Raw genomic sequence first — 25,758 nt, 5'->3', positions numbered from 1 at the left:
AGCAACGTTTCAAGAAAGTGATGACTTTAGAGAAAAGTCGAAGCAACGTTACAAGATAGAAGCGAAAAATAGTGAATTAAAACATAGGCACGGGTTGGATGTAGCGGCATCCTCGGGTCTAATCGGCATGGAGATACAAGCAGCCATTGCAATATTTGCAGTAAATTTGAAGCGAATATTGAAATTGAATGATTAAAATCCAACAAATAAAGATGTAAGAGATAAGAAAAAGACGGCTCAAGCCCATTGAAAAATGGAAATGAGTCGTCTTTTTGTGTAGAGAATTTAGGGATCCTGAAAAACAGTGAGTTCTTCAGTGGCCTCGCCATCTCCGCAGTGGCTTTCTCTTATGCGCTGGTCCCGATTATGAGCAAGGAGAGCCGCCAGAAGGCTGATATCGAAAAGAAATTAAAAAATGAACTTCATGTTTGATCCATACTTAGAAAGGAGGAGATTGCATGCTGGAGGCAATTCATAATATTTTGAAAAATTATAGTCTAGTTACTGCTTTTACCGTAGTTGGGGTTGTGATGTACTTTTCATACTTGCTTTCAGGGAAGTTGACCAAGGGGAGAGTGCATGGTTCAGCGATAGCCATCATTATCGGACTTATTCTTGCTTATTACGGCGGTACAATTACAGGTGGACAAAAGGGGCTTGCCGATATCCCTATGTTTGCTGGGATCGGCTTGCTTGGCGGCGGCATGCTTCGAGATTTTGCGATCGTTTCCACCGTCTTCGGTGCGAGTTTAGATGAAGTGAAGCAAGCGGGAGTACGCGGATTTCTGGGATTAATAATTGGGATCTTGTTTCAATTCGCCTCTGGAGTTTTCGTTGCGTTAGCATTCGGGTACACGGATCCCGTTGCCCTCACAACTATTGGAGCGGGGGCAGTAACGTACATTGTGGGACCTGTGACAGGAGCAGCGATCGGTGCCAATTCCAGTATCATTGCTTTAAGTATTGCGACAGGCGTCATTAAATCCATTTTAGTTATGTCTACAACGCCGTTTATCGCGAAGTATATCGGACTAGATAATCCTCGCACAGCGCTGGTGTATGGAGGAACAATGGGTACTGCTAGCGGTGTTGCAGCCGGCTTAGCAGCAACAGATCCTAAGCTGGTGCCTTATGGTGCGATCACATCCACCTTTCACACAGGAATTGGCTGCTTGTTGTGCCCGTCCATATTATTCCTGATAACTAGGGCCCTTCTGGGCTGACGACTGCCAATTGGTTTAAAGGAACTCCCATGCTGTCATATCGCTGAGCATTGTTGTATATTTATGCAATAATTGATTTTAAATATGGGAATTTTTTCTAACAAATTCTGCAACAGATAGCGGCTTTCGACTTACAAACAGCAAATTCTAATTAATTCTGGAATATCACATTTATATTGTGTGAAATGCCTTAATTCGTTAGCATTGTTGCAGAATTCGTTAGACGATTTATTTCAAAAATCGTAAGAAAATAATTTAAATGCAAGATGATGTACAAAAAATAATGGGGTAGGCAATCATCACAATTGCCTACCCCATTTTATTTTGAGGAAGAGACGAGGCAAAACAGCTGTAATCTGGGACTTTATTTCGCATCGGACCAATTAAATATTTTGGTCAAAAACTTCTTTATTTTAACCTTTAAGGAAGGGTCCTTTGGCTCTTGTCCATCCCACCACAAAATCCGAAGACCCTTTTAAACAAAAATATGTTAAAACCAGTTGCAGGAATCCAGAGCCAACCAAAGTGAGACAATTGGGCAGTATATTCACTTTTGTTCACACAAGGCGATGATATCGGAAATCATATTTAGAAAACTCTCCTCGGTCGACACTGCAATTTCAGTCTGAAGAAACCCCAATATGTTCAGCGAAATAAAGCCATGGATCGCGCTTCTAAGGAAGCGGCTTTTATGAATCAGAGCGGCTCGATCGAGCTCAAAGCTCTCCAGGATTTGCATCAGTATCGCTGCGTGTTTGGAGGATTCCTCATATAACGACTTGTTGCCTTGTTTGGGGATGGAGGTCAACAGCTCGTACGATCCGCGATACTTCATGGCCAAATTACGGTAGGCGGTTGCATAAATGGAAACGGCTGCTCCTCTGGATTTTCCGATCAGGGAGCGGCCGACTTCCTCATTCAAGAGCCGGAATAGCCAGGCTGCCATATCGGTGCGCAATTCCTCCAAATTGGGATAATGGTTATATAAGGATGGGTACTTAATTCCCAATTTCTCGGCAAGCCTCGGGAACGTCAGCTCTCTGACGCCAATGTCATTGGCAAATTCCAAAGCGGCGGCTATGATCTTATCTTTGGTTAAGTTTCTTTTTTGGACCATGGTGCACCTCGCTCAAGTTACTATAAATAATTTATCACTATATAAAATAGTTTACAAATCGACTGGAGGGGTGTATCATAAGAAATGGCTAAACTATAATAAATAGTTTGTTTCTATATATTTAGTGGAAAGGAGGGAGGATATGGCCTTCTTAAAGAATGGATCATTTGCGAAAAGAGGGGCGAAAAGCGGCTTTAACCGCAAATTGATTGCTCCCATGGTTCTCGGATCGATTTTAAATCCGATTAATTCCTCCATCATTTCGATCGCATTGATTCCAATCGGCACGGCTTTTCATGCCCTGCCCTCCCAAACGGCGTGGCTGGTTTCTGCTCTTTACTTGGCAACCGCTATCGGTCAACCCGTGGTGGGGAAGTTGATCGACCTTTATGGTCCGAAATTGCTATTTTTAATCGCCACTTCTTTGGTAGGGCTCTCCGGTTTGCTCGCCATGTTCGCCCCAAATCTTTGGTGGCTGGTCGGAGCGCGGGTACTTTTGGGATTCGGAACATGCGCCGGCTATCCCGCGTCCATGTATCTGATTCGCAGCGAAGCCGATCGAACGGGTGAAAAAAGCCCGGCCGGGATTTTGACTATTCTTACAGTTTCCAATCAGACCATCCTCTTGATCGGCCCGGCGCTGGGCGGACTGCTGATCGAATGGGGGGGATGGCAAAGTGCTTTCTTGGTTAATGTCCCACTGTCTGTTGCCTGTATTCTTCTCGGGTATTTTCGCTTCCCCAAAAACTTGCGGCAGGATCAAGGCAACCATGCGCAGGCCGTCGATTTTACCGGGATAATTTTATTTGCGGTTATGTTGCAGTCAGTCTTACTTTTCTTGATGAATCCTCATCTCCATACCCTTTATTACATGGGGATTGCCGTCGTTTTTGGAGTGCTATTCGGGTTGAGGGAGATGAGGGCCGCACAACCGTTTATCGATGTGCGCGTATTAGGCGGCAATGCCCCTTTATTGAAGACTTATGCCCGGAACTTGTTAACATCGGTAGTTACGTACTGTTTTATATATGGATTTACCCAATGGTTGGAAGAGAGCCGAAGCTTGTCCCCTTCCAGCGCAGGTCTCCTGCTCTTGCCGATGTTTGTGACGGCGCTCGCCGTTTCAAGCACATTGGGAAAAAATCCGGCAATCCGGTCTAAGCTGGTGGTAGGCGGTTCGGTTCTGCTCGCGACATCCGTGCTGCTATTTGCGGTTCGGGACAACAGTCCGATTTATCTGCTTGTCGGAATCGCGCTCCTTATGGGAATTCCCCAGGGGCTGCTCAACTTGGCGAATCAGAATGCCGTCTATTTCCAAGCGCAGCCGGAACAAATTGGGGCCACTTCTGGATTATTCCGAACCTCCATGTACATTGGGGCAATACTGGCTTCCGCGGCAAACGGCTTGTTTTTAAAATCAGGCGCAACGACTGCGGGCGTTCATCATTTAGCTTTGTTTTGTACCGCCATAGGGGCGCTTCTTGTCGGATTGACGTTGTTTGACCGTTCGCTCAAGAAATTCGGCAAGCATGAAACAAGAAAAGTGAGAGAATAAGAAAAAAACGCGAGTGGCGAGGAGCAGAGCATTCAGCGGTTTAATTCAAGGTGTTTAAGAAACTAAACATAAAAAAGTTGGACTTATACAAATTAATCAGATAGGAGAGAATAACATGACAAACGTAAAAACAGCAGGAACCGAAGTATTAGATGCGGAGAAAACAGCACTGGTCGTGATCGACCTGCAAAATGGGATTGTAGGCTTGGGAGGTCAGCTTGCCCCGAATTCGGCCCAGCAGGTGGTCGGACAGGCAAGCAGACTGGTTGAAGCTTTCACGAACAAAGGGGCTTTTGTCGTGCTTGTCAGAGTCTCCACTTTAGACGGCAAAGATTGGTTACATCCGAAAACGGATGCCGCACCGCATGCCATGCAATGGCCGGAAGGATGGGACAATCTGATACCTGAATTGGAGGGCTTCCTAAATGCCCATGTGGTGACGAAACGTCAGTGGGGAGCTTTCTTCGGTACGGATTTGGATCTTCAGCTGCGCCGCCGTGGTATCGACACGATCGTGTTGTGCGGCATTTCCACGTCCATCGGTGTGGACACCACAGCCACAGAAGCGTTTCAACACGGATATCATCAAGTATTCGTAGAAGATGCCATGACAGCCACGGCGAAAGAAGAACATGAATATGTAGTGAAAACCAAGTTCCCTCGTATGGGCAAGATTCGAACAACGGAAGAAGTGGTTTCGATGCTCAAATAAAACGTACCCACTCCTTTTAACGGAGAACGTTAGTTGAACTTCGCTTGCTATTACGAAAACCGTTGAGTAAAGCGTGGCCACTGAAAAAGACAAGCTTTTCCGTTAGCATTGATTTTCAAGTTTGATGTCGAAGAAAATTAGCGAAAAGACAGTTTTAAGCCTTCTTACAGGCTAAAAACTGTCATTTTGCATCTTAGTAAAAAGCCGACAGGACTTTTTCAGTGGTCTCCGTTTTCTAATCAATTTGGGAATATCACATTTTTTACGAGGCAACAGAAGCGATGCAGGTCATGCTGGACTAAAATGTTCCAGTCTATTATGATCGACCGCTGGGGAGGAGTCATGTAGACGATATGTTTCCACCCTAGGCAGTAAAACCGCCATCTATAAATTAACCACAGCCACCTTGTCGGCCAAAGAGAATGAAGAGGACCCGGATCATATGTTCTATGAAGGCAAGACCGTTCATACCGACCGGGCGTAATGGAGCGAGGCTCGAGCGGCCAATTTCATCCAATTCTTTACCGAACGTTCCCGATATGTTATGATGCGTTAAGGGGTGATGATGGGATGGCTAGAAGCAAAGAATTCGAAGAGAACGAAGTACTGGAAAAAGCCATGAAGCTATTTTGGGAACAAGGCTACGAAAAAACATCCATGAATGATCTTGTCGAGCATATGGGGATCCATAGAAGAAGTTTGTACGACACGTTTACCGATAAACACACCTTGTTCCTCAAAGCGATGAATCGCTTCGGCGACAGATTCAACGGCAGAATGGCAACAGCGATCAAACAAGCTGAGACGGCTTCACAGGCGCTTCGTACTATTTACGAATACAGCATGAACGTCGAAGGCGATACGCCGCCCGGCTGCATGTTCGTGAATTCGGCAGTGGAATTGGCGAATCGGGACGCGGAAGTGGATGCGAGAGCCACCCAAGCTTTTGAGAATACGGAACATTTGCTGAAGGACATCGTTGTCTGGGGGCAGCAGAATGGCGAGTTCACGAAAAATGTCGAAGCGGATGATCTGGCTGAATTATTGCACAATACGTTAGTCGGATTGCGGGTCATGGCGCGGACCTCGGCTGCCAAAGAAAAGCTTCAGCGCATTGCCAACCTATCGATAAGCCTCTTGCAAGATTAACATTTTTTTTTAAAGTTATTAGAACGATCATTCTCAAAAAAAATTTTCGCGTATCTTGTGCAATTTCTATACATGATTAGTTTTGTCGATTTCCGAAAATACAATTTCCGAAAGAAGCGCCATTAAGGCTCTTCCTATATTTACTGGGGGATGTCGCTTCTCATCATCATTGCGATTGCGTTCGCAAGCTGTATCTGCTGCGCATCAAGCAATCGAAGTGGTAATGGGTTGGTAGATGGGAATCTAGGGGATACTTGCATTATACCGACTGCGCGCTCTGGTATGGAGCTTAGTCAACCTTGTTCCCCCTAATTAGATGCTACAGCAGCTTTTAGTAATGAGGCTATGTATGCAAAAACCAATAAAAGGAGCAAATACAAATGAATATTTCTAAACAAATCGCATTTATCACCGGTGCAAACCGAGGTCTTGGCCGCCATCTAGCGCTTGAACTTCTTTCCAGAGGGGCTAAAGTTTATGCCGGCGCAAGAAATCCGGAATCCGTCGACATTCCCGGTGCGATACCTGTAAAGCTTGATATTACCAACCCACAAGAGGTGGCTGCAGCTGCCGAGACCGCTAAAGACGTTACGCTACTGATCAACAATGCTGGTGTGTCTACAGGCGCTTCTTTGCTTGATGGTGATCTCGATCAAATAAAATTGGAGTTTGATACGCATGTCTTTGGGACATTATCCATGATTCGTGATTTCGCGCCTATCATTGCGAAAAATGGGGGAGGTTCGATACTGAATATTCTTTCCGTATTATCGTGGGTTAGTGTAGGAGGTTACGGAGCTTATACGGCTGCAAAGGCAGCTGAGTGGGGACTGACGAACGTGCTGCGCTTAAATCTTCATCCTCAAAATGTTAGAGTCGCCGGCTTACATGTGGGCCCTATGGATACAGACATGGGGTCAGGCTTTAAAGTTCCTAAGTCCAACCCCGCAGATATTGCAAAAATTGCCATTGATGGGTTAGCGTCGGACAGCCTTGAAATTATCGCCGATGACAGGAGCCGCAAGATTCAAAAAGATCTCGCCGGCGGAGTATCCGCGTTATATCCTCAGATATCCTAAAACAATAAATAAAATAAAGTGATATGCGGTGAAAAAGCTCCCCTATGACGTCGTGATCTTTGGAAATCGACGTCAACGTGTTCGGTGTACTAGATGTCATCCGAGCGACACTACCAGTCTTTAAACGTCAAGGATCGGGACATTTCGTTAATTTTTCATCCTTCTTCGGAACTTGGTCCATGCCTCCGTACAGCCTATACGCTGCATCCAAGTTTGCAGTTGAAGGCTTCTCCGAAGCGTTCGCGAAAGAGTTCGAAAGCTTCGGGATCAAGACGACGATCGTGGAGCCTTCCGTGTACGCAACAGAGTTTTTTGGCGAATCGATGCAGCATACCGAGAAGAAACAAGAATATGCACCGCTGTATGAAGCATACGAGAAAGGAATGTCGAACATCAAGATCGGCGACCCGGCAAAAGCTGTGCAATTGATCATTTCAGTTATAAAAAGCGACAATTCGCCGCTTCGATTGACGGTTGGTTCTCAAGCTGCATATACGATACGCGAAGCTTATACCAAACGGCTTGAAGAAGTCAACACATGGTTGGAGCGTTCGGCTGAAGCGAACTAATTGAATAACAGGCTGAAACAGCAGCCGTAGTCTAAGACTTTCTTTTTAGGTTCTTTAACCGCCGCTGTTTCTTTATAATGGATCAGTCTAAAAACATTATTTTCATCAGACACCAGCTTAATTAGAAGATAAGCATTTCAACTATGAGATAAGATCACTTACTAGCAGGTAATCTTAAATTAGAAAAAGGAGAACTTTTATGAAAAGTATGCTTTGGGTTATTCTTATGATGTCCTGCGGAGCTACGTTTATTTCCTCATTATTCCCTTTATATGGGGAGCATTATCGGCTGAGCAGTCTGGAAATCACCATTTTGTTTGCCGTTTATGCCGCTATTCTGCTGCCGACCTTGCTTGTCGTGGGAGCCAGAGGGAGCGCCTGGGGATTGAAAAGGGTGCTTCGCTGCAGTATATGGATTTCCATCGCATCGACGTTGCTCTTTCTAGGGAGCTTCAACGTCTGGATGCTTTATGCGGCAAGGATTTTAGAAGGCATCGCATATGGCGCTTTTACGGGTACTGCCAGCGCTTTTTTATTAAATCAAACCTCTCGCGATAAAGTGAGTACGGCAATCAAGTTATCAGGAGTAACAGTAACCATTGGTTTTGGCCTGGGCCCTGCCATTGCAGGTTTAGTCGTGCAATATTTGCATTTTCAGCCGCTTCGTTTGCCATATTGGTTTCTGCTCGTCATGTTATTGAGCTCCTTGGTATTTCTGGAAATATTACCAAAGCACGAAGATTCCCAAGCGCAGAAACAGGCTAAAACTAAGATTTCGCTTGGTGTTCCTGACAACATTCGTTCCCATTTTTGGTCTTTTATCGGACTTCCGATCTTTACCGTTTTCACGTTAAACGGAATTGTGTTTTCTCTTATTCCTTCTTTCGCCAAGAACGTCATTCACACCGCCAATCTCTCTATTTCCGGGTTGTTAATTTTGCTGCTTTTAGGCGGGGGGGCCTTGATGCAATTCTTTCCATGGCCGCGTAATCCCGTTACACGGATGCGTATAGCAATCCTGTTTCTTGCCATTGGATCGTGGGTCGTTGTTATTTCCGGTCAGACAGCGAATTTATTTTTGCTCTGGGCCGGCATATTCATTCAAGCTATCGGCGGCGGGTGGACGTTTCAAGTTACTTTAAGGTTTGCCAGCCAGTTGCCGAAGCCGGAAGAACGTCCGCAAGTAATTTCGGCATTTTATTTATGCGGCTACTCCGGATTCATTGTTCCGGTTGTTGGCGTCGGAGTGCTGACTCAATTTTTTAAGTTGAACTTCTCGTTGATTCTTCTAAATTTGTTTGCTGCGCTAATCGTTATCTATGTGTTGATTTATTCAATCAGATTTAATCGTTATTATTCTAAAGTTACATCACAATAATCACCATCGTAGAATTTTTGCCATTGTTTATGTCAGGTGATTTCTAGTCCTTTACAGTATTTATTGGGAGCGGATGCCAAAAGGAAATGAAGAACTTCAATGGGTTTCCAATACTGCTATTTTTATTTATGGAGATGATTATGTTGGAAAATGTACGGACGATTTTCCTTGCGGACTGCCAATCGTTGGTGCAAATTATCTGAAATGGCTGCAGGGATAATAAGTTTAGCAAAGTAATAAAATCTCCAAACACAAAAACGGGGCGATGAGAACGCCCCGTTTTTGTTGTTACTCGTAAACTTCCATTTCAAATAATGAGTAGCCGTATTGCGTATTGCGCTGCGTACCGGCGACCTTGACGTAACGGGCGTCGACAGGGTTAAAGAGGATGTTGTCGAAACCGCCATCTCCGTTCGTCGTCGAGTAAACCGTCGTCCAATTCATGCCGTCCTTGGACACTTCGATCGTATAGGCCTTTGCGGAGGCGTTCTCCCAGTTCAAAAGGACGCGGCTGATCGAGTAGGATTGACCAAGATCGACGCTGATCCATTGCGGGTCTCTGAACGGTGATTCCCAACGCGTGCTCTTGCTTCCGTCTACTGCCAGTTGACCGTCTTTAAGCGGTTCTTCGGAAGTGGAGGTTTGCTTGTTAAGCGCAAGGTTAATCGTCTTATCAATTGGCTGCACAACAGTGTCGTTGTTGTAGCCGGTTGCCCACACCGTTACTTCGTAAGGCTTAGGTTCCGTGAACAAAGCAGCATTCAAGGTGATTTTTCCTGCAACCACGTTGTATTGGTCAGCTTTGAGGGTCGCGCCGTTCAATACGATCGCGTTGATTGCGTTTCTCCAAGCCGCGTCATCAGCAAACGTGATGTCGATCGGTTTGCCAAGCATGTTATCCTTGGTGTCCGCAGTCAAAGTCGGTCCTGCTAGCGGAGCGTTGTCGCCTGCGTAGACTTCGAACTCCCACAGCGAGAAGCCGTATGGCGATCCCCGCTTGATTCCGTTCATCTTGACGTATCTTGCACTGACTGGAGCGAACGAAATGTCGTCGATATCGCCATTGCCAATGTCGGTGGAATACACTGTGGTCCACGTTTTTCCATCCAACGATACATCAATCGTATAGGCTTTGCCGTAGGCATTTTCCCACGCCAGAACCACTCGGTTAATCGTCTTCGCAGCTCCCAGGTCGACGCTCATCCATTGATTGTCTTCGAATGCAGACTCCCAACGACGATCAAATCGGCCGTCGACCGCATCGGCACTGGAACGGTGGAATTCCGGCGAAGAAGCTGTCGGTTTTTCGAACGCGATGTTTCTCAGGTTCGGGTTAGGATTCGGATTAGGGTTAGGATCCGGATTCGGGTTAGGAATCGGTTGGTTTTTCACCGTGACCGTTTGTTGAACGGACGTTTCTGTATATCCCTTCGCCTGAACCGAGATCCAGTAAACTCTAGCATCCTTAAACAAGGAGGCGTTCAACGTGATTTTTCCGGCAGCTACTGTGTATTGAGCGGCGCTGATCGGTATACCGTCGACTTTGACGGTTTCAATCGCGTTTCTCCATGCCGCATCGTCGTCAAAGGCGATGTCGACCGGTTGATCAACATTGTTATCTGTTGTATCTGCCACGAGCTCTGGTGAGGATGGCAATCCAAACGCATTGCCGTACACTTCAAGCTCCAAGAGGGAGAACCCGTAGGCCGTCGTGCGTTCCGTGCCGTTTACTTTGACGTATCTTGCGCTGACAGGCAAGAATCCGATGTCGTTGATGCCTGCTTTGCCTGTCGTCGTGGCATATACGGTTTTCCAAGTCGCGCCGTCCGACGAGACTTCAACCGTATAGCTCTTTCCTGCTGCGTTTTCCCAGTTCAGAAGAACGCGGCTGATGATGTTTTCCGCTCCGAGATCGACCGTAATAAATTGCGGGTCGCTGAAATCGGACTCCCATCTCGTCGTTTTGTTTCCGTCAACCGCATTTTTGCCTGCTTGTTTCGGATCGGCCGATGTGAACGTCGGCTTAAGCAGGGCAAGGTTGATGTTCGAGTTCGTGACGATCGATTGTTGAATGGAAACATTCGCAAATCCCGTTGATTCAACGGAGATCTCGAAGCTGCCGGCTTCAGGGAATAAGGAGCCATTCAATGTGATAATGCCCGGCGAAACTTGGTATTGCGCGGAGGCTACCGCCGTTCCGTTCACTTTCACGGCCTGGATGCCACTTCTCCAATCCGCGAAATCCTCGAAGCTGATGTCGATCGGCTGGCCAGCGCGGTTCATCGTCGTGTCCGCGATCAGCTCAGGTGCGTCAAGGTTGCTTGCCGGGGTGCCGAATACTTCCATTTCCCACAAGGAATAGCCGTAGTTCGTCGTCCGTTTCGTGCCTTCCACTTTGACATATCTTGCATTCGCGGCCGGGAACGTAATGTCGTCGATGCCTTCATGTCCGCGGGTCGTAGTGTACACAGTTTTCCAATTTTGACCATCTACGGAAACTTGAACCGTGTAGCTCTTACCGGCTGCATTTTCCCAGTTCAAACGGACATGACTGATTTTGTATTCCGATTTCAAGTTGACAGCGACAAATTGCGGATCGCTGAAAGCAGATTCCCAACGCGTGTCCAGCTTGCCGTCAACCGCGTATGAGCCCGGGTTATTCGGTTTGTCGGACGTAAATGTCGGTTTATTCAGTGCCAAATTGACAGTCGAGTTCGTGATGACAATTTGCTGTATGTTCGTATCCGGATAATCCGTTGAACGAACAGCAACCTCATAGCTGCCTTCCACCGGGAACGAGGAGCTGTTCAAGGTGATTTTTCCTGGTTGAACGCTATATTGCGAAGCGTCGATTTTCGTTCCGTTCACCAGAACCGAGTTGATCGCTTCACGCCATTTCAGATGGTCAGCGAAGGTGATCTCGATCGGTTGACCGATCATGTTTTGCGTCGTATCGGCATTCAATTGCGGAGGCGTGTTGCCATCCAAATCCGTAATCTTCGTCGGATCGACTTTCACCAGCGCTTTCGGGCCCACCTTCGCGGAGCCGGTTACTCCGGCCGCATTGTGGAATGTAACCGTAATGGCTTTGTTCGTCGGGTTCCAGACCATTGCCGAGTATGTCGTATCTTTCTTGTACACGGTAGCTCCGGACCAGCCGCTTGTCCAAATATCTTTGGTGCGGGTACCGAGAGTTGCCATGTTGTGCACGAACCAATAGGTGTTGAAGATTTCATTCTTTTGCGTGTTTTCAATCGTAAACTTGCTCAGAACCGATTGTGGATTGCTAAGCGACTCGATTGGCCATACGATATGGTACCAAGCATTCTCAGGGCCTTTGTTATCCTTGACAAGGCCGTTGTACAGATCGGCAGCTTTAGCTGCATCGAAGCCGTAGCTTGTCAAGTATTCGCCGGTCGGCAGCCAGTGGATACCGTAAATATTTACAGGGTCACCGCTGAAGAACGTACCGAAGTTGTACGCGCTGCCGTACACTTGGCCAACGGATTTGTGAGCGAAGCCAGGCAGCCAGTTGTCGTTGTCGTAGTTGAACCAGTATTGCTCGACGGCTTTCAATTCGGTCGTGAAGCCATAGATGGCGATGTCGCGGGAAGCTTTATTGTCGGACATTAGGCTCCACATGTATTCGCCGACCCAACCGAACAGGGACTCGCCGGCAGCTTCTTGGTTGTTACCGTTGTTGTTGTCCCCGTATCCGCCGGCCCATGAATGGCCTTCGTACGGATCGAAGTTGCGCAGGAACGGATATTGCGCATCGGTTTTCGAGGGATTGGCGTAATCGCGAATGAGATGCTCGACCATGCCGCCGTAGTTGTCCTTAAAGTCTTGGTCATAGGTTGCGAGAACGGCGGAAGCGAAGACGTAGTAACCATAGGTGAAATGGTGATCCGTCAGTCCCGTATTGGCGCCGAATTCGCTCGATTTGTAGTACATGGTGCCCCAAGTCGGATCGTAGTACATGAAGTAATCCGGCTCGCCTTTGGTATAGGTGTACCAGTCGGTCAAGATCGTTCGCAACCGGCTAAGGAACTTATTTTTGTAGTCTTGATCCCCAACTTGGTCGGCGATCATCACACCCATGGCCAGTGGATGAAGCACTTTGCCTTGCCAGTACGCGTCTGCGGACATGAAGTTCTTAGCAGTCGATTCGTCCAGGTAGCTGAGTTGCTCAAGTAGTGCGGCGCGGGAATAAGTCGGATCTTCCGGCACAGTAAATTGAGGCATGATTCCTTGGAATCGGTCAACCGTCGTGAACGAGTTTCCTTCATGAAGCTTCAACGTGCCCCGAATGGACGGGTAAGAGAGCTCCGTCAGCGACGAAGACGTTTGCTTCCATTGATGCGGCAGCAAGGCCATCAACGTTGTCGGCTCCATGTCTGTGCGCTTCTGGTCGATCTCGACCTCGAAGCGGGTCGTTACTTCGGAGGTGTTCTCGTCAAAGCTCGGCGTAACGATCGTATTTTTGACGAATGCGTAACCGTGCTTATAGAAGTAGTTCAAGTTGCCTGCGGCAGGCATTGCGGCCAAGGACAGGTAGTTTTGGCCGCTTCCCAGCCGGATTTTGACTTTGTTTCCAACTTTCATGAAGACGGAGCCTTGCGGCGCGAACACGCCGTAGTGGCGAATCACTTTATCCGCTTTCGGAGAGCCGTCAACGTTCGTGACGGTGAATCCGATATGGTCCGCAGTCAAGAAAGAGCCTTCGGCATCGAGTACCGGATTGCTGTTTTCGTCATAAAAGTTGGTGGAAACCGGGAAGGACAATTCAGGTGTCGTCGGGTCGTTGAATTCCGAATACAGGTAAGGCGAGCCTTTAACGAACGTCGTTTTCATTTTCTCAGTGTCGTTGTCGTTAAGCACGACGGTTGCGGACCAGTCACCATAACCGGCAATTTTGTTCTTGATGCGTGAGGGGCTGATGTTGCCAGCGTTCAAGTAAAAATCCGGTCCTCCGTCAGCTGCTTGTGAGTTGCCGGTGTCGTTCACCCAACCCGCGCCGGGGTTCAGGATGCCGAGACCCAGCGTGGTATATTTCGATTTCAGCGGGAGCGTGACGAGGCTGTCGCTCAAGCTTTTGATCAGGACCGACTGCCACCAGTCGTTGGAAGGAATCGGCGCCTTCACGTCGTCCGTCTTGTTGACGGGAGGACGCGGCTGTGGCATGCCGATATCATTAGTTAAATAGCTGCCTTTGCCGACCTGCACCGTCGAAGCGGTCGGTAGCGAAGGGATCGTGTAATCCGGCTTCGGATCTCCGTTCACGTAATCGTATACGCTGAAATTGAATAAGGAGTAGCCGTAACTCGTTGTGCGGCTGATTCCTTTCATCCTTACGTAACGGCCGCTGGCGTAGACCTGTGTATCCATCCATCCGTCTTGGCCGTTCACTTCACGGTAAATCGTTTTCCAATTCACGGCATCGTCGGACACTTGAAGATCGTAGATTCGTCCGGCGGCGTTTTCCCAGTTGAGGCGAATGCGGCCGATGGTGTGCACGCTGCCTAGGTTGACATAAATCCACTCGTCACTCGTGTGCTCCGAAGACCATCTTGTCGTCTGGTTTCCGTCCACCGCATTTTCCGGCAGCATCGCGGGCTTCTCTTTGTCTGCCTTCTCGTATGAGGAAGCAACGACCGGTTTATTCATAGCTACATCTTCTCCGAGTACGACAGGAAGAGGATTGCTTCCGCCCGTGCCGTATACCTCGAATTCATAAAGCGATACCCCGTAACCGCCGCTGCGTTCAAGTGACAGCAGGCGGACGTAGCGGCCTTTGCCCGCCAGTGCGATCGTGTCGACGCCGCCGTCGCCTTTGGTGTCCGTGTAGATGTCTTGCCAGTTCGTTTCGTCGTCGGACACTTGGATCTTGTACGATTTCGAGTAAGCGTTTTCCCAGCGGATGATCGCTTTGTCAATCGTGGCTTCGGAGCCAAGATCCACGTAAATCCATTGCGGGTCCGCGCTGAACGCGCTGCCCCAACGGGAGTCCAGTTTGCCGTCTACCGCTTTGTCCGGCGTCAAGCCACCTTCGACCGACGAAGCGTAAGCGGCTCCCTCGTAAGTCAGCAGGTGAGAAGTTTCGGCCACATTTGCGGCGGCAACTGGAACCGGCATTCCGCTCATGGAACCAAGCAGCACCGAAAGGGCAAGCGCTGACGATGATGTCCGGGCCAATGTCTTGCGTATTCTTCTTGCAAGTGAACTCATTTCTCATATTCCTCCTCTTTTTCACCCAGATGGGGGCTTGCTTGTGGCGTTTCTCGACAACAAAAAACGTTATTCTTCATTTTTTTGGAAAATATATTTCCAGCGTCATTATAATGCTTGTCGAAATCTGATAACAATGAGTGAATATGCCTAGTCATTCTTAGTAATTTAGGTCTGAACGCCTATGTATGGGAATTGGGTTTCAAATAATTCTAGAACATTCAGTCTAAAATGTAAGTGCTTACATTTTTGACCTTGTCGATACAGATCGGAAGGGAAAGGGGGCTTGTACGCTTGCCGTATTACTGTATCTTATAGGCCGAAGGGCCCGATGGTAAATGACAAATGTAATAGGGCACATATACAACTTAATAAAATCTTAATAATTATATGTAGTTAAAAGCAGCCATCGCGGTGCGGAACAGAAGTTAAAGGGAATCGAGGCATTGAATAGTTCAACAAAAATATTTAGGTTAGTGGTATAGTTCTTTTTATAACGTCAGAACAGTCTTACTGACTCTGCTTAACAATAAAAAAAGGGGATCGGCTTATGGAAATTAGGAATATGACACGGCGTCTTTTACTTCCTTTTCAAATGAGTATGAGATATAAGCTTATGATTTTGATGGTGATTATCGCTGTCCTGCCGTTAACCTTAGTCACTATCTTTGCTGCAAAGACCACCAAGCAATCATTAAGTCTGGAGATCATACGTTCTAACGAGTCAAGAATGGACTGGGCTGCCAAATATTTCGATGAAAAATTTAGTCAGTTGCATTCTGTGGCGTATTCCCTTCTCATGGATAATAACTTATTTCCAATTACCAATGGTGAATCTATGAGCACTGGTAACGGTCTGGATGCAGGGAAACTATATATAGATGAGAAGCTCAGATCCCTGTATGTTGCCAACAATAATAATATTGTCTCGATCTCTCTTTATCTGAATGCCAAGCAGCGCATGTATATCGTCGATAAAGATGCCGTTCGATCAACGGATCAATGGGTTACTCTCGTTGGGAATTGGAGTGAAATTGCAAACAACCATCAGACTGTCAATAAAATTGTGAAATCTACACGCAATAATTTCAAATTGGTACGCAGCATGAATCGATTTGAAGATCATGAGATTCTCGGTGGAGTGTTTATAGAAGCGAGATGGAATATGATGGATAATGTCATAAACATGATCCATTCGGAGCCCAATAGTCAAGTGCTTGTTTTGGACGCGCAAGGAAACAACATGTACAATCCTTACCCCGGGCAAACGATGATTGATCAAGAAATGCTGGAAAAGGCGATACATAGTCCAATGGAACCTGGCTTTATCAAATCCAAACAAGGAATTCTATTTTATCAGCCAGTAGTATCGGCCGATTTATGGATCGTGAAATTTATCCCGATCAGCTATGTGAACCAAGGCGCTTCTACAACGCTAAGTTTTAGTTTTTATACAGCTATGGTCTCTGTTCTTCTGGCTATTATCCTTTCTGTTTTAATTGCTTATTTCACGACGAAACCGATTATTCGACTGACGAGGTCGATGAAAGCCGTGGAGCATCAAAATTTCAACGTGGGTGTCGATAAGATACGAAGCGATGAGATCGGTACACTTGAGAGACGGTTTAATTCCATGCTTCAAAAAATGAAAGAGCTGATCCAAATTGAGTATAAAAGTAAAATTGAGAAACGGACCGCACAACTGAAAGCGATGCAGGCACAGATTAATCCTCATTTTCTGTATAATGCGCTGCAATCCATTGGTGGGGTTGCCCTCTCTCGAAATGCGCCTGAAATTTATGAGCATGTCAGAGCCCTTAGCGAGTTATTTCGTTATACGATCAAAATGAAATCAGATATCGTCACAGTGGCCGACGAAATAGAGCATGTTACTAACTATTTGCAAATTCAAAAATTGCGCTTTCAGGACATGATTCATATTCAAATTGACATCGAAGAAGACTGCGGAATTTACCAGCTTCCCAAATTCATACTCCAGCCCATTGTGGAGAATTGCTTCGTCCATGGTTTGGAAGGCCAGATGGAAAAGTGGTTGGTAACCATCAGGGTGGAGAAGATGATGGATGAAATTGAGATTAGTATTGAAGATAACGGTCTAGGCATGGATGAGGTGCGTTTGGAGGAAATTCGGCGACAGTTAAGCCGTTGGGGTGAGGATCAGGTGCTTGGGGAAAGTATGGGAATGAACAACGTGAATTCGCGGATTAAGCTTATTTTCGGTCAAGAATACGGTATGTTTGTCACAAGCTCAAAAGGTGTCGGAACGACTGTCAAAGTTGTTATTCCGGCAATAATCAAAGGAGAGGAGCCTCTATAATGAAAGCTGTCATTATTGATGATGAGTTCTGGGTCCGCAACAGCATTCGGCATTTGGCTGATTGGGAGCGTCTAGGCATCGATCAGATTGAGGAAGCGGAGGATGGGCTTAGCGGCCTAAATATCATAGCGCAGATACACCCTGAAATTGTCATTACGGATATGAAAATGCGAGGCATGGATGGAGCACAGCTTCTGCAAAAAATAAGTGAAGACTATCCGTTTATCCGCAAAATTGTGATTAGCGGATTTGATGATTTCACCTATACGAAACAGGCTATTTTATCCAAAGTGGATGAATACCTGATAAAGCCGATCAATCCGGAAGAGCTGAATCGGGCTTTGGAGAAAGCGGTTCGAGAGCTGGGCGTAACCCGGGGAATCCATGCTGCCAAGCCGCTGGACAAGCAGTTATTGAAGATCATCACCGAGTTGAAGCACATCGTCACCAGAAATTTTCATGAGATGAACACGGAGGCGGTCAAGAAAAGCTTTAAGCAGTTGGAGCAAGCTTTGAGCGATCAAGAGATCTTGCAGCCTGGTCTGAATAATTCGCTTTACAAGCAATTCATGCTGCTTTTGGAGGAGCAATTTGCCCTTTCAGGAAGCGAATTAACGTCTGAAGCTCAAGCGAACGCCAGCCATTTCTATGTTACGGATGATACGCCAGTGTCCGAGTGGATCGATGTCTTGTCTGCCACATACGTCGGGAGCTTGGAAGAATTAATTAACGCAAGGAAAAACAAGACCCGGATCAATATTAACGAAATTCGGAAGTTTCTTGATCTTTCCTATGCAGAGCAAGTGAGTCTTGGAACCATTGCAAGTAAATTTTTTGTCAGCAAGGAGCATCTATCCCGTACCTTTAAACAAGAAGTCGGTGTTACCGTAATGGATTACTTGATTACCAAAAGGATCGAAAAAGCGCACCAGCTTCTTCAGGACTCTTCCGTATCCATCAAGAGCGCCGCAGAAGCAGTAGGCTATTCAGATCTTACTTATTTCCACCGTATATTCAAAAAAATGACAGGAATGACACCTTCTCAGATTAGACAGGATGCTTAGCGAGCTTAAGTCAGTCCAATGATATCAATATTGTCCAGTCAGATATGCATTTTCTGTCCAGTGAATGGCGGCGCTTTCTCAAGTATACTAGGACTCGTAAGCGTTACCATAACAAGGGGAGGCGAAAAAATGAAGAAAGCACTTGCAATGATTGTTACTATGACGATGCTAGGAACCACAGTAGCTTGTTCTTCCGGTCAAGGAACACCAAGCGCCGGAGAAAGCAGCAGCACGTCTAAAAGCGAGGTTGCGCCTAAAAAAGTGGAATTGAAGGTATTTCTTGGCGGCTTGGACCGTTTTCGTGATCAATTCGAGAAGTACTTCGCTGCATTTGCTAAGAAAGAAAAGAAGGAAAAAAATATTGAGGTTACGATCAACACCGAGTATCCAGGCTCCGATAATTCAACACAAATTTTGAAAACTCGTCTGGCAACCGGCGACGTACCGGATATATTCAGCCTTCATGCCGTGAACGATATTCCAGACTACTACAAAGCCGGTTATTTGGAAGATTTAACGAAACAACCGCTTTCTGGTAAGCTCATCGATGGCATCAAGTCACTCGTGACTATCGACAACAAAGTAGTAGCGGTTCCTATGGAAAGCTTAGCATGGGGTTATCTCTACAACAAAAAAATCTTCAAAGATCTAGGTATTAAACCGCCGTCTACTTTGACAGAAATGAAGACAGTTGTTCAAACATTAAATGACAAAAAAATCAAGCCGTTCATGCTCAGCTACAAAGAAAGCTGGATTCCTCAGTTATTCTTGCCTCTAACGATTGGTGGATTAGGCAATTCAAGCCATAAGGATTTTGTTGATAAAATGTACAAAAATCAAGGAAGCTTCGCAGAAGTGAAAGATATGTTCGGTATCATCGATCTTGTTAACAGCAACGGAACAGATCGTGTATTTGAAGTAGGCAACGATGACGGAGCTGCTGATTTTGCTGCCGGCAAAGCTGCTATGTGGGTACAAGGACCATGGGATGCGGACAGCCTTTTGAAAGCTAATGACAAGTTCGAATTTGGGGTTGCTCCTCTTCCTATCAATGATGATTCTACCTCAACACAAATCAACGTTTCCGTGTCAACGTCCTTGGCGATGGCTGCCCAAGGCAAGAATAAAGAAGTTTCGGCAGATCTGCTGAATTTCATTTTGGATGATCAAGCTTCAAACGATCTGTACCAAGGATTGAAATTCAATCCAGTGTCCAAAAACCACTCTTTCAAACCTTATCCTTGGGTTGAGGACGCTTCCGTTTATGTGAACAAAGGACAGGCCTATAAAGATCCTCAGATTCCAGCGGCAGTGAAGGATGAATCAGGCAAAGCGCTTCAAGCCTATTTTAACAAGAAAATGTCCGCAGATGATGTCATCAAGGATCTGGATAAAACCTGGAAAGATGCAAACGCCATAGCAAATAAAAAATAAAGAATAGAAGACATGTTGTGCTCTGCCCTGGCCTTTGAAAGGTTAGGGTAGGGCACAAGATTTTCCTAAGGAGTGAGCCTACGTGCTGAAACGCCTTGCCAAAGACCATACATCATTGATCTTGTTCGTGCTGCCCGCTTTTATCATGTATGTTATATTTCTTGTCATTCCAATGCTCCAAGGCTCTTATTACAGCTTTACGAACTGGGATGGCTTGAATAAACATTACAGCTTCGTTGGGATACAGAATTTCATTGAAGCTATTCGCGATGATACGAATTTTCGATCATCGATTCTATTCACTGCCAAGTATGTTTTGTTTGCTGTCGTTTTTCAGAACGCCATCGCATTGCTGCTTGCGTTATTGATTGAATCTCAAAGCAAAGGAAAAGGATTGCTTCGAACCATCTTTTTCATGCCTAGCATGTTAAGTATTATCATAAGTACATTCATGTGGGTATTCGTATTTACAAAGGTAATGCCGGCTTTGTCCAAGTATGCAGTCTTAAAATTTCTCGATATTTCCTGGCTGGGTGACCCGAACATTTCGTTCTTTACAATCATGCTCGTTTCCATTTGGGGCGGTATAGGAACTTTAATGATTATTTATATGTCTGCCATACAAGGCATTCCAAAGCATCTCAAGGAAGCGGCTATTATTGACGGCGCCAAGCCTCATCATATGCTGCGTTACATTACTTTGCCTTTGATTGCGCATGCGCTAACGATCTGTATCTTTTTAACCTTGAACCACTCGTTTAAAGTGTATGACCTTGTCTATGCTTTAACAGGCGGAGGTCCTGCCCGGGCAACTCAAGTTATCTCTATGAATATTTTGGAAGAGGCTTATCAGCGCAATTTCAGATATGGTTATGCCAGCGCCAAAGCGATTATTCTCTTCCTGATCATACTTGTTATTACGCTTGTTCAAGTGTCCGTAATGAAGAAGCGGGAGGTGGAGGCATGAACAGACGATTGTATGTTGGTCTGTCTCTGGCGGCTTTGGTCATTTTGGCGGTATTCTTTCTATTCCCGATTTACATGGCTATTTTGAATTCCTTTAAGACACAAGGAGAGATGTACAGCTCCGTTCTAGGTTTCCCTGTCAATCTGCACATTGAAAACTATGTGCAGGCCTTTAACAAGGCTAACATGCTGAAGAGCGGTTGGAATACAATTGTTGTAACCGTAACAGGCATTGTTGTCATCGTTTTATGCAGCTCTTTGGCGGGATACAAGCTTTCCCGAACGTCCGGGAAACTGAGCAACGTGATTTTCATGCTTTTCGTATCATCTATGCTGATTCCTTTTCAGACCATCATGATTACTTTAACCAAGATGGCCAAGTCACTTGGGCTTCAGGGTTCGCCATTTGGTTTGGGTATTGTTTGTGCCGGATTGGGCGTCAGCATGGCAGTGTTTCTTTACCACGGTTTTGTGAAAGGCATTCCGCGAGAATTAGATGAATCCGCGAAAATGGACGGATGCAGCGAGATTAAAACCTTTTTCATGATCATTTTACCGTTGCTGCTTCCGATTACATTTACGATTGGTATTTTGAATCTGCTGTGGCTGTGGAACGATTTCCTACTGCCAGTACTGATGCTTACCGATTTTCGCCAATATACGTTAGTCTTGACAATCAATATGTTCTTCGGCAAGTACAGTCGCGAATGGTCGTTGATTCTGGCTGCACTGATTTTGTCATCGATTCCGATTGTCGTGATTTTCGCCATCTTCCAACGTTGGATTATCCAAGGGATTACGGATGGAGCCGTAAAAGGCTAACAGCATTACACGAGGCAGCGGCTACCTATATTTTACATTTACAGGAAAAGAGGAGGCTCAAGCAACGTTTGTCATTCAGAACAAAAGCATTTCTGTTTCATCGGGATATATCAGGGATGAAGATTTTCAGCTTTTTTGCGGACAGTCGAACATGGATTCGGCTGCTGGTCAAAGTACCCGGGATGTTATCAACTTTCATGACAGGTAGAGGTATTTCTGATTTTTATCTTGACGAAAAAAATAACAAAATATTATACTAAATTAAATTAGTAGGGGGGTGGTGATTTGCATACATATTTTGTCCATCGTATTCCAAGCTTTTTTTAGGAATTGGGTTTCTGGTATTTGGTCTTACTAAGTTTGGTGTAATCCATACGTTTTGTTGGTTTCTTCCACTTGCAAAACGGGCATATGAGACTATAATCGTCCGTCTTAGAGATTCAAATTGGTAGGACGCATCAGATTCTGTTCTTCTCACTATGGTCATGAATCCGCTTTGGCAGCATTGACGGGAGAATACTTGATGACCATGTACTTTAATCGCAAGCATGTTTCTTTTACTTGCATAAACGGGCATATGAGACTATAATCGTCAGGCTTAGAGATTCAAATGGGTAAGACGCAACAGTTTCTGTTCTTCTCTCCATGTTTATGAATCCGCTTTCATCCGTTACCCAGTGTTCGGCTTCATTTTGAATACTACCAAGAAATATTAGCTTATCTATCACATTTCGGCAGAGGAAGTGACAGGATTGTATTGGCAAAAAGATAAGATATTCAAGATCGCAGTTTCGATATTTGTGGCATTTGGAATAGCTGTCCCGATATACGATGCGAACACGGCGAATGCGAGCGATTCCGCACAAGTAAATTCCAAGCCGAGAAAAAGTCAAATGACCTTAGGCGAGCAGCCTGTAACAAATGGCAAAACCGACGTTAAAAGTCATGCGGACGGCGCCTCGGCCTCGTCAGATTCTCAAGTTCTAAAGCAAGAATACGCCCCGGACCGCGTCATTGTGAAATATAAATCGAATGTTTCTATATCGGCTCTGTCAAGTCCGTATGCTGCAGAGCAAGTTGCGGAATCTCGTCCGTTAACGCAAACCGGCATCCAAATGCTCCATTTGAAAGATGGAACGGATATCAATAAAGTCATTGCTGAATTAAAGAATGACGCAAATGTTGAATATGCGGAGCCTGATTATAAAATCTACCCGGCCAATATTCCCGAGAAATCCGAAGTGAAAATGAACACTGGTCAAGTGTTAGAGCAGTCTGCCAACACACCTAAACCATTTACGCCAAATGACCCGTTCTTCAACGAGCAATGGGGATTAAACAACACAGGCCAAACCCTTCACAATGGGGATGCTCCAGCAGGCACGCCCGACATTGATATCAACGCGCCTGAAGCCTGGGCCATTACCCAAGGCAGCGAGGACCTGATTGTAGCTGTCATCGATAGCGGCGTCCAAACCACGTTGCCAGATTTATATCCAAATATTTGGAGAAATACTCAAACAGATCCGCAAAAAAATAATCAAGATATTAATGGTTGGGACTTCGTCCACAACGATGGCTCGCTATTCGATATCAAAGATAAATTATCCGATTATCATGGAACCTGGCTTGCCAGCATCATAGCAGCTAGATCGAACAATTTTTACGGTATTGCAGGCGTTGCTCCACATGTGAAAATCATGCCGCTTAAGGTTATGACGGACATCGGATATATAGAAGATGTTATTAAAGCTATCGATTATGCGCAAAGCCATGGCGCCAAAATTGCCAATATTGGATGGTTCACGCCTGGCTATAGTCAAGCTTTACGCGATGCCATCGAGCATTCCTCCTTGCTCTTCGTATCGGCCGCCGGCGACCATGATGGTCTGAATACCGATATTATCCCGGTTTATCCTGCCGATTTTAAAAGCCCCAACGTTCTGAGCGTCACGGGTGTAGATAGAGGTGGGAACTTGGCCCCAAATGCCGCATTCGGAAAATCTTCCGTCGAGGTTGCCGCGCCAGGGGACTATGTGATCACGGAATCTCCGAGCAATAAAATTGGTTACAGCGCGGAAATTCATAAGTATGAAGGACCAACCAACAAAGAATACAAGGCGATATTTAACGGGGTAGGCTTTGAAGAAGTCCCTATCAGAGAAGATTTGGGGATGGACCCGAAACAACGCCAAAAAATGTTTGACGCTGCAATGGACTACTTGAATCAGTCTCGAGGTGGCAACGGAACGAAAGTGTTGCTGGTGCAAGACGATAATGTCGGCTACGGCGGAGGCGATATCGGTCCTTTTGCCGCAGATGATACTTTGCAAATCTATAAGGACTTGTTAAATAGTTATAAACTCTCTCATCCTACCTTGTCCTATGATATTAGTAGCACTGCAGATCAAAAGGTAGATGGTCCGGATAATACAGTGCTTAATCAATATGACGTCGTGATTTGGTTTACCGGATATAGAGCGCCTATATCTCCAGATGTGTTTTTAACTAAGAATGATCAGGATAACTTGACTGCGTATTTAAATAATGGCGGACATCTGCTGCTGACGGGTCAAGACGCCATCGATAAGATCAGCGAATCTTCATTTGTATCAGATACTTTACATTTGGTTTTGATGGGGGAAGGCATTAACGGAAACCCGAATGCCTATCCAGTACAGGGCACGATTTATGGAGGATATAAGCCGTTTCAGCTATGGGATTTTTCTCTTTTCGCCGATCTTGTCGCTTCGAATGATCCTTGGATCACCCAGGTCGATATTGAGTGGCCGAATGGTTATTACCGCTACAAAACCGGCACGGATATGGCGGCCGCTTTCGCAACCGGTACGGCGGCGCTTGTGCTCAGCCAGTACCCGGATATGGATGCCGCAGCCGTCAAGAGCAAATTAATGAACAGCGGCAAACCGCTCAGCGCCTTGAACGGCACGACAGTGAGCGGAAGAATGATTGATGCCTTTAGAGCGGTTTGGGATAAAGACATTCCCGGCACCCCGCTTCAAGATGCGACGGTTACCGATAAGCTGGATGCAGCAACCAACCCGGATAAAGTCTATGCGCTCGATTTGAATGCCGGGGAACAAATCAGCCTCTCCCTAACTGCCGATGCAGGTACGGATTTCGATCTTGAATTATACGACTCGTCTGCGACAACCGTTGCCAGCAAAGCAGGAATTGTCGCTTCATCCGAACATCCGGGGACTTCTAATGAAACCATTACGTACGTAGTGCCTAAAGCCGGAACGTATTATGTCGACGTCTATGCCTATGCCGGTTCCGGTACATTTACGCTCAGCAAGCTTTCTCGCAATCTATTGGGAACATTCGAAGACAAAGATAAATCCCTTCAGTACACCGGCCCTTGGACATCCGCGGCCAGCCCTTCCTATTCGGGCGGAACGTCCATGCAGCTGGACGCGGTAGGCAGAGTGGAGTTAGGTTTCAAAGGAAACACCATTGAATGGATCGGCTCAAAAGGCGTAAATTACGGCATTGCTGACGTTTATATTGACGATATCAAAGTAGCATCTCCTTCGCTCTATAGCGAAACGCCATTGACGCAGCAATCGCTGTTTAAACAATCATTAGGCAGCAACGGCCGTCATACCATCAAAATTCAATGGACCGGACAGCATGATAAGTCTTCGAAAAAATCAGATGACGCTACGATCGACATCGATAAGTTGATCGTCTCGAATTTGATTGCCTCGTTTGACGATTCGGTTTCCTATCAGGGCATTTGGGGCTCCGGCTATAGTCAGAAATTTACCGGCGGCATGCAGAAATTTTCGGTCGAACAAAATAGTTCTGTGGAGTTTTCCTTCACAGGGACTCGAGTCGCTTTGCTGGCCAATACCGGTCCGGGCTACGGTAAAGCACAAATTTATATAGATGACAAGCTTGTTACGTCTGATCCGGTTGATTGGTATAGTTCCAAAGCGAAGTATCAAGTTCCCGTATTTGTTTCTCCGAGCCTTGCGAGTGGCGATCACAAAATCAAAGTGGTCAGTATCGGACAGAAAAACGCTCGCTCTACCGGAACGGTCATAACGATCGACGCCATCAACGTATTGAACTAATCCGCTTTCCCATCTTGTTTGAAA

The 25,758-nt window shown here is 46.0% G+C and carries 18 protein-coding genes and 1 pseudogene; 15 read left to right on the top strand and 4 right to left on the bottom strand.

Annotated elements, in window-relative coordinates:
• The 3 genes from BLT91_RS18150 to madM form a co-directional block, all read left to right on the top strand.
• The coding region (locus tag BLT91_RS18150; protein WP_175532378.1) for a transposase at positions 1-196 on the top strand (196 nt) is incomplete at its 5' end.
• 50 nt (positions 197-246) lie between these two features.
• Positions 247-432, top strand: a complete 186-nt coding sequence (locus tag BLT91_RS18145; protein WP_090823431.1) for a hypothetical protein — start codon at positions 247-249, stop codon at positions 430-432.
• A 26-nt stretch (positions 433-458) separates the two neighbouring features.
• Complete coding sequence (madM, locus tag BLT91_RS18140; protein WP_090823429.1) at positions 459-1,223, top strand: malonate transporter subunit MadM; 765 nt, start codon at positions 459-461, stop codon at positions 1,221-1,223.
• A gap of 547 nt (positions 1,224-1,770) precedes the next feature.
• Here madM and BLT91_RS18135 read toward each other — a convergent pair.
• Positions 1,771-2,340 carry a TetR/AcrR family transcriptional regulator gene (locus tag BLT91_RS18135; RefSeq protein ID WP_090823427.1) on the bottom strand — a complete coding sequence of 190 codons (570 nt, stop codon included), beginning with the start codon at positions 2,338-2,340 and terminating at the stop codon, positions 1,771-1,773.
• 142 nt (positions 2,341-2,482) lie between these two features.
• On the opposite strand from BLT91_RS18135, the gene BLT91_RS18130 reads away from it, so the two are divergent.
• From BLT91_RS18130 to BLT91_RS18105, 6 genes are all read left to right on the top strand, one after another.
• Complete coding sequence (locus tag BLT91_RS18130) at positions 2,483-3,895, top strand: MFS transporter (RefSeq protein WP_217635241.1); 1,413 nt, start codon at positions 2,483-2,485, stop codon at positions 3,893-3,895.
• A 115-nt stretch (positions 3,896-4,010) separates the two neighbouring features.
• Positions 4,011-4,607: an isochorismatase family protein gene (locus tag BLT91_RS18125; RefSeq protein ID WP_090823426.1), complete on the top strand. Its 597-nt coding sequence runs from the start codon at positions 4,011-4,013 to the stop codon at positions 4,605-4,607.
• A 570-nt stretch (positions 4,608-5,177) separates the two neighbouring features.
• Entirely contained in the window at positions 5,178-5,756 is a 579-nt protein-coding gene (locus tag BLT91_RS18120; RefSeq protein ID WP_090823424.1) for a TetR/AcrR family transcriptional regulator, read from the top strand.
• A 380-nt stretch (positions 5,757-6,136) separates the two neighbouring features.
• Positions 6,137-6,835, top strand: coding sequence for an SDR family oxidoreductase (locus BLT91_RS18115; RefSeq protein ID WP_090823422.1), 699 nt, complete (start codon positions 6,137-6,139; stop codon positions 6,833-6,835).
• Positions 6,836-6,894: 59 nt separating this feature from the next.
• Positions 6,895-7,404: an SDR family NAD(P)-dependent oxidoreductase gene (locus BLT91_RS18110; RefSeq protein WP_090823420.1), complete on the top strand. Its 510-nt coding sequence runs from the start codon at positions 6,895-6,897 to the stop codon at positions 7,402-7,404.
• 199 nt (positions 7,405-7,603) lie between these two features.
• Complete coding sequence (locus tag BLT91_RS18105) at positions 7,604-8,782, top strand: MFS transporter (RefSeq protein ID WP_090823418.1); 1,179 nt, start codon at positions 7,604-7,606, stop codon at positions 8,780-8,782.
• Between the two features lie 288 nt (positions 8,783-9,070).
• Here the strand turns inward: BLT91_RS18105 and BLT91_RS32970 are convergent, their stop codons facing one another.
• The 3 genes and pseudogenes from BLT91_RS32970 to BLT91_RS32960 all read right to left on the bottom strand — a co-directional run bounded on the left by BLT91_RS32970 (position 9,071) and on the right by BLT91_RS32960 (position 15,017).
• Complete coding sequence (locus tag BLT91_RS32970) at positions 9,071-13,789, bottom strand: hemoblobin-interacting domain-containing protein (protein ID WP_254777010.1); 4,719 nt, start codon at positions 13,787-13,789, stop codon at positions 9,071-9,073.
• Positions 13,790-14,149: 360 nt separating this feature from the next.
• Positions 14,150-14,824 (bottom strand): annotated as a pseudogene (locus BLT91_RS32965) (discoidin domain-containing protein); the annotation flags it as partial.
• Complete coding sequence (locus BLT91_RS32960) at positions 14,715-15,017, bottom strand: hypothetical protein (protein WP_254777011.1); 303 nt, start codon at positions 15,015-15,017, stop codon at positions 14,715-14,717. The gene BLT91_RS32960 and the pseudogene BLT91_RS32965, both read right to left, overlap by 110 nt.
• A gap of 543 nt (positions 15,018-15,560) precedes the next feature.
• Between BLT91_RS32960 and BLT91_RS18095 the strand changes: the two genes are divergently transcribed.
• The 6 genes from BLT91_RS18095 to BLT91_RS18065 all read left to right on the top strand — a co-directional run bounded on the left by BLT91_RS18095 (position 15,561) and on the right by BLT91_RS18065 (position 25,734).
• On the top strand, positions 15,561-17,348 hold the full coding sequence (locus tag BLT91_RS18095; protein ID WP_090823415.1) for a sensor histidine kinase: 1,788 nt from the start codon (positions 15,561-15,563) through the stop codon (positions 17,346-17,348).
• Positions 17,348-18,412, top strand: a complete 1,065-nt coding sequence (locus BLT91_RS18090; protein ID WP_090823413.1) for a response regulator transcription factor — start codon at positions 17,348-17,350, stop codon at positions 18,410-18,412. The genes BLT91_RS18095 and BLT91_RS18090 overlap by 1 nt, the downstream gene beginning before the upstream one ends.
• A 129-nt stretch (positions 18,413-18,541) precedes the next feature.
• Positions 18,542-19,846, top strand: coding sequence for an ABC transporter substrate-binding protein (locus BLT91_RS18085; protein WP_090823411.1), 1,305 nt, complete (start codon positions 18,542-18,544; stop codon positions 19,844-19,846).
• Positions 19,847-19,991: 145 nt separating this feature from the next.
• Positions 19,992-20,813, top strand: coding sequence for a carbohydrate ABC transporter permease (locus BLT91_RS18080; protein ID WP_090823457.1), 822 nt, complete (start codon positions 19,992-19,994; stop codon positions 20,811-20,813).
• Positions 20,810-21,634, top strand: a complete 825-nt coding sequence (locus tag BLT91_RS18075) for a carbohydrate ABC transporter permease (RefSeq protein ID WP_090823409.1) — start codon at positions 20,810-20,812, stop codon at positions 21,632-21,634. The genes BLT91_RS18080 and BLT91_RS18075 overlap by 4 nt, the downstream gene beginning before the upstream one ends.
• Before the next feature lie 752 nt (positions 21,635-22,386).
• On the top strand, positions 22,387-25,734 hold the full coding sequence (locus tag BLT91_RS18065) for a S8 family serine peptidase (RefSeq protein ID WP_090823405.1): 3,348 nt from the start codon (positions 22,387-22,389) through the stop codon (positions 25,732-25,734).
• The last annotated feature ends 24 nt before the right edge of the window (positions 25,735-25,758 follow it).

Source organism: Paenibacillus sp. yr247 (genome assembly GCF_900103825.1).
GTDB lineage: Bacteria > Bacillota > Bacilli > Paenibacillales > NBRC-103111 > Paenibacillus_E.
The sequence above is the reverse complement of the archived record's forward strand: the minus strand, read 5'-3'. Positions and strand labels throughout refer to the sequence as shown.

Coding starts and splice junctions, on each gene's coding strand:
- madM (WP_090823429.1), top strand. CDS start 459: ATGCTGGAGGCAATTCATAATATTTTGAAAAATTATAGTCTAGTTACT.
- BLT91_RS18135 (WP_090823427.1), bottom strand. CDS start 2,340: ATGGTCCAAAAAAGAAACTTAACCAAAGATAAGATCATAGCCGCCGCT.
- BLT91_RS18130 (WP_217635241.1), top strand. CDS start 2,483: ATGGCCTTCTTAAAGAATGGATCATTTGCGAAAAGAGGGGCGAAAAGC.
- BLT91_RS18125 (WP_090823426.1), top strand. CDS start 4,011: ATGACAAACGTAAAAACAGCAGGAACCGAAGTATTAGATGCGGAGAAA.
- BLT91_RS18120 (WP_090823424.1), top strand. CDS start 5,178: ATGGCTAGAAGCAAAGAATTCGAAGAGAACGAAGTACTGGAAAAAGCC.
- BLT91_RS18115 (WP_090823422.1), top strand. CDS start 6,137: ATGAATATTTCTAAACAAATCGCATTTATCACCGGTGCAAACCGAGGT.
- BLT91_RS18105 (WP_090823418.1), top strand. CDS start 7,604: ATGAAAAGTATGCTTTGGGTTATTCTTATGATGTCCTGCGGAGCTACG.
- BLT91_RS32960 (WP_254777011.1), bottom strand. CDS start 15,017: ATGAGAAATGAGTTCACTTGCAAGAAGAATACGCAAGACATTGGCCCG.
- BLT91_RS18095 (WP_090823415.1), top strand. CDS start 15,561: ATGGAAATTAGGAATATGACACGGCGTCTTTTACTTCCTTTTCAAATG.
- BLT91_RS18090 (WP_090823413.1), top strand. CDS start 17,348: ATGAAAGCTGTCATTATTGATGATGAGTTCTGGGTCCGCAACAGCATT.
- BLT91_RS18085 (WP_090823411.1), top strand. CDS start 18,542: ATGAAGAAAGCACTTGCAATGATTGTTACTATGACGATGCTAGGAACC.
- BLT91_RS18080 (WP_090823457.1), top strand. CDS start 19,992: ATGTATGTTATATTTCTTGTCATTCCAATGCTCCAAGGCTCTTATTAC.
- BLT91_RS18075 (WP_090823409.1), top strand. CDS start 20,810: ATGAACAGACGATTGTATGTTGGTCTGTCTCTGGCGGCTTTGGTCATT.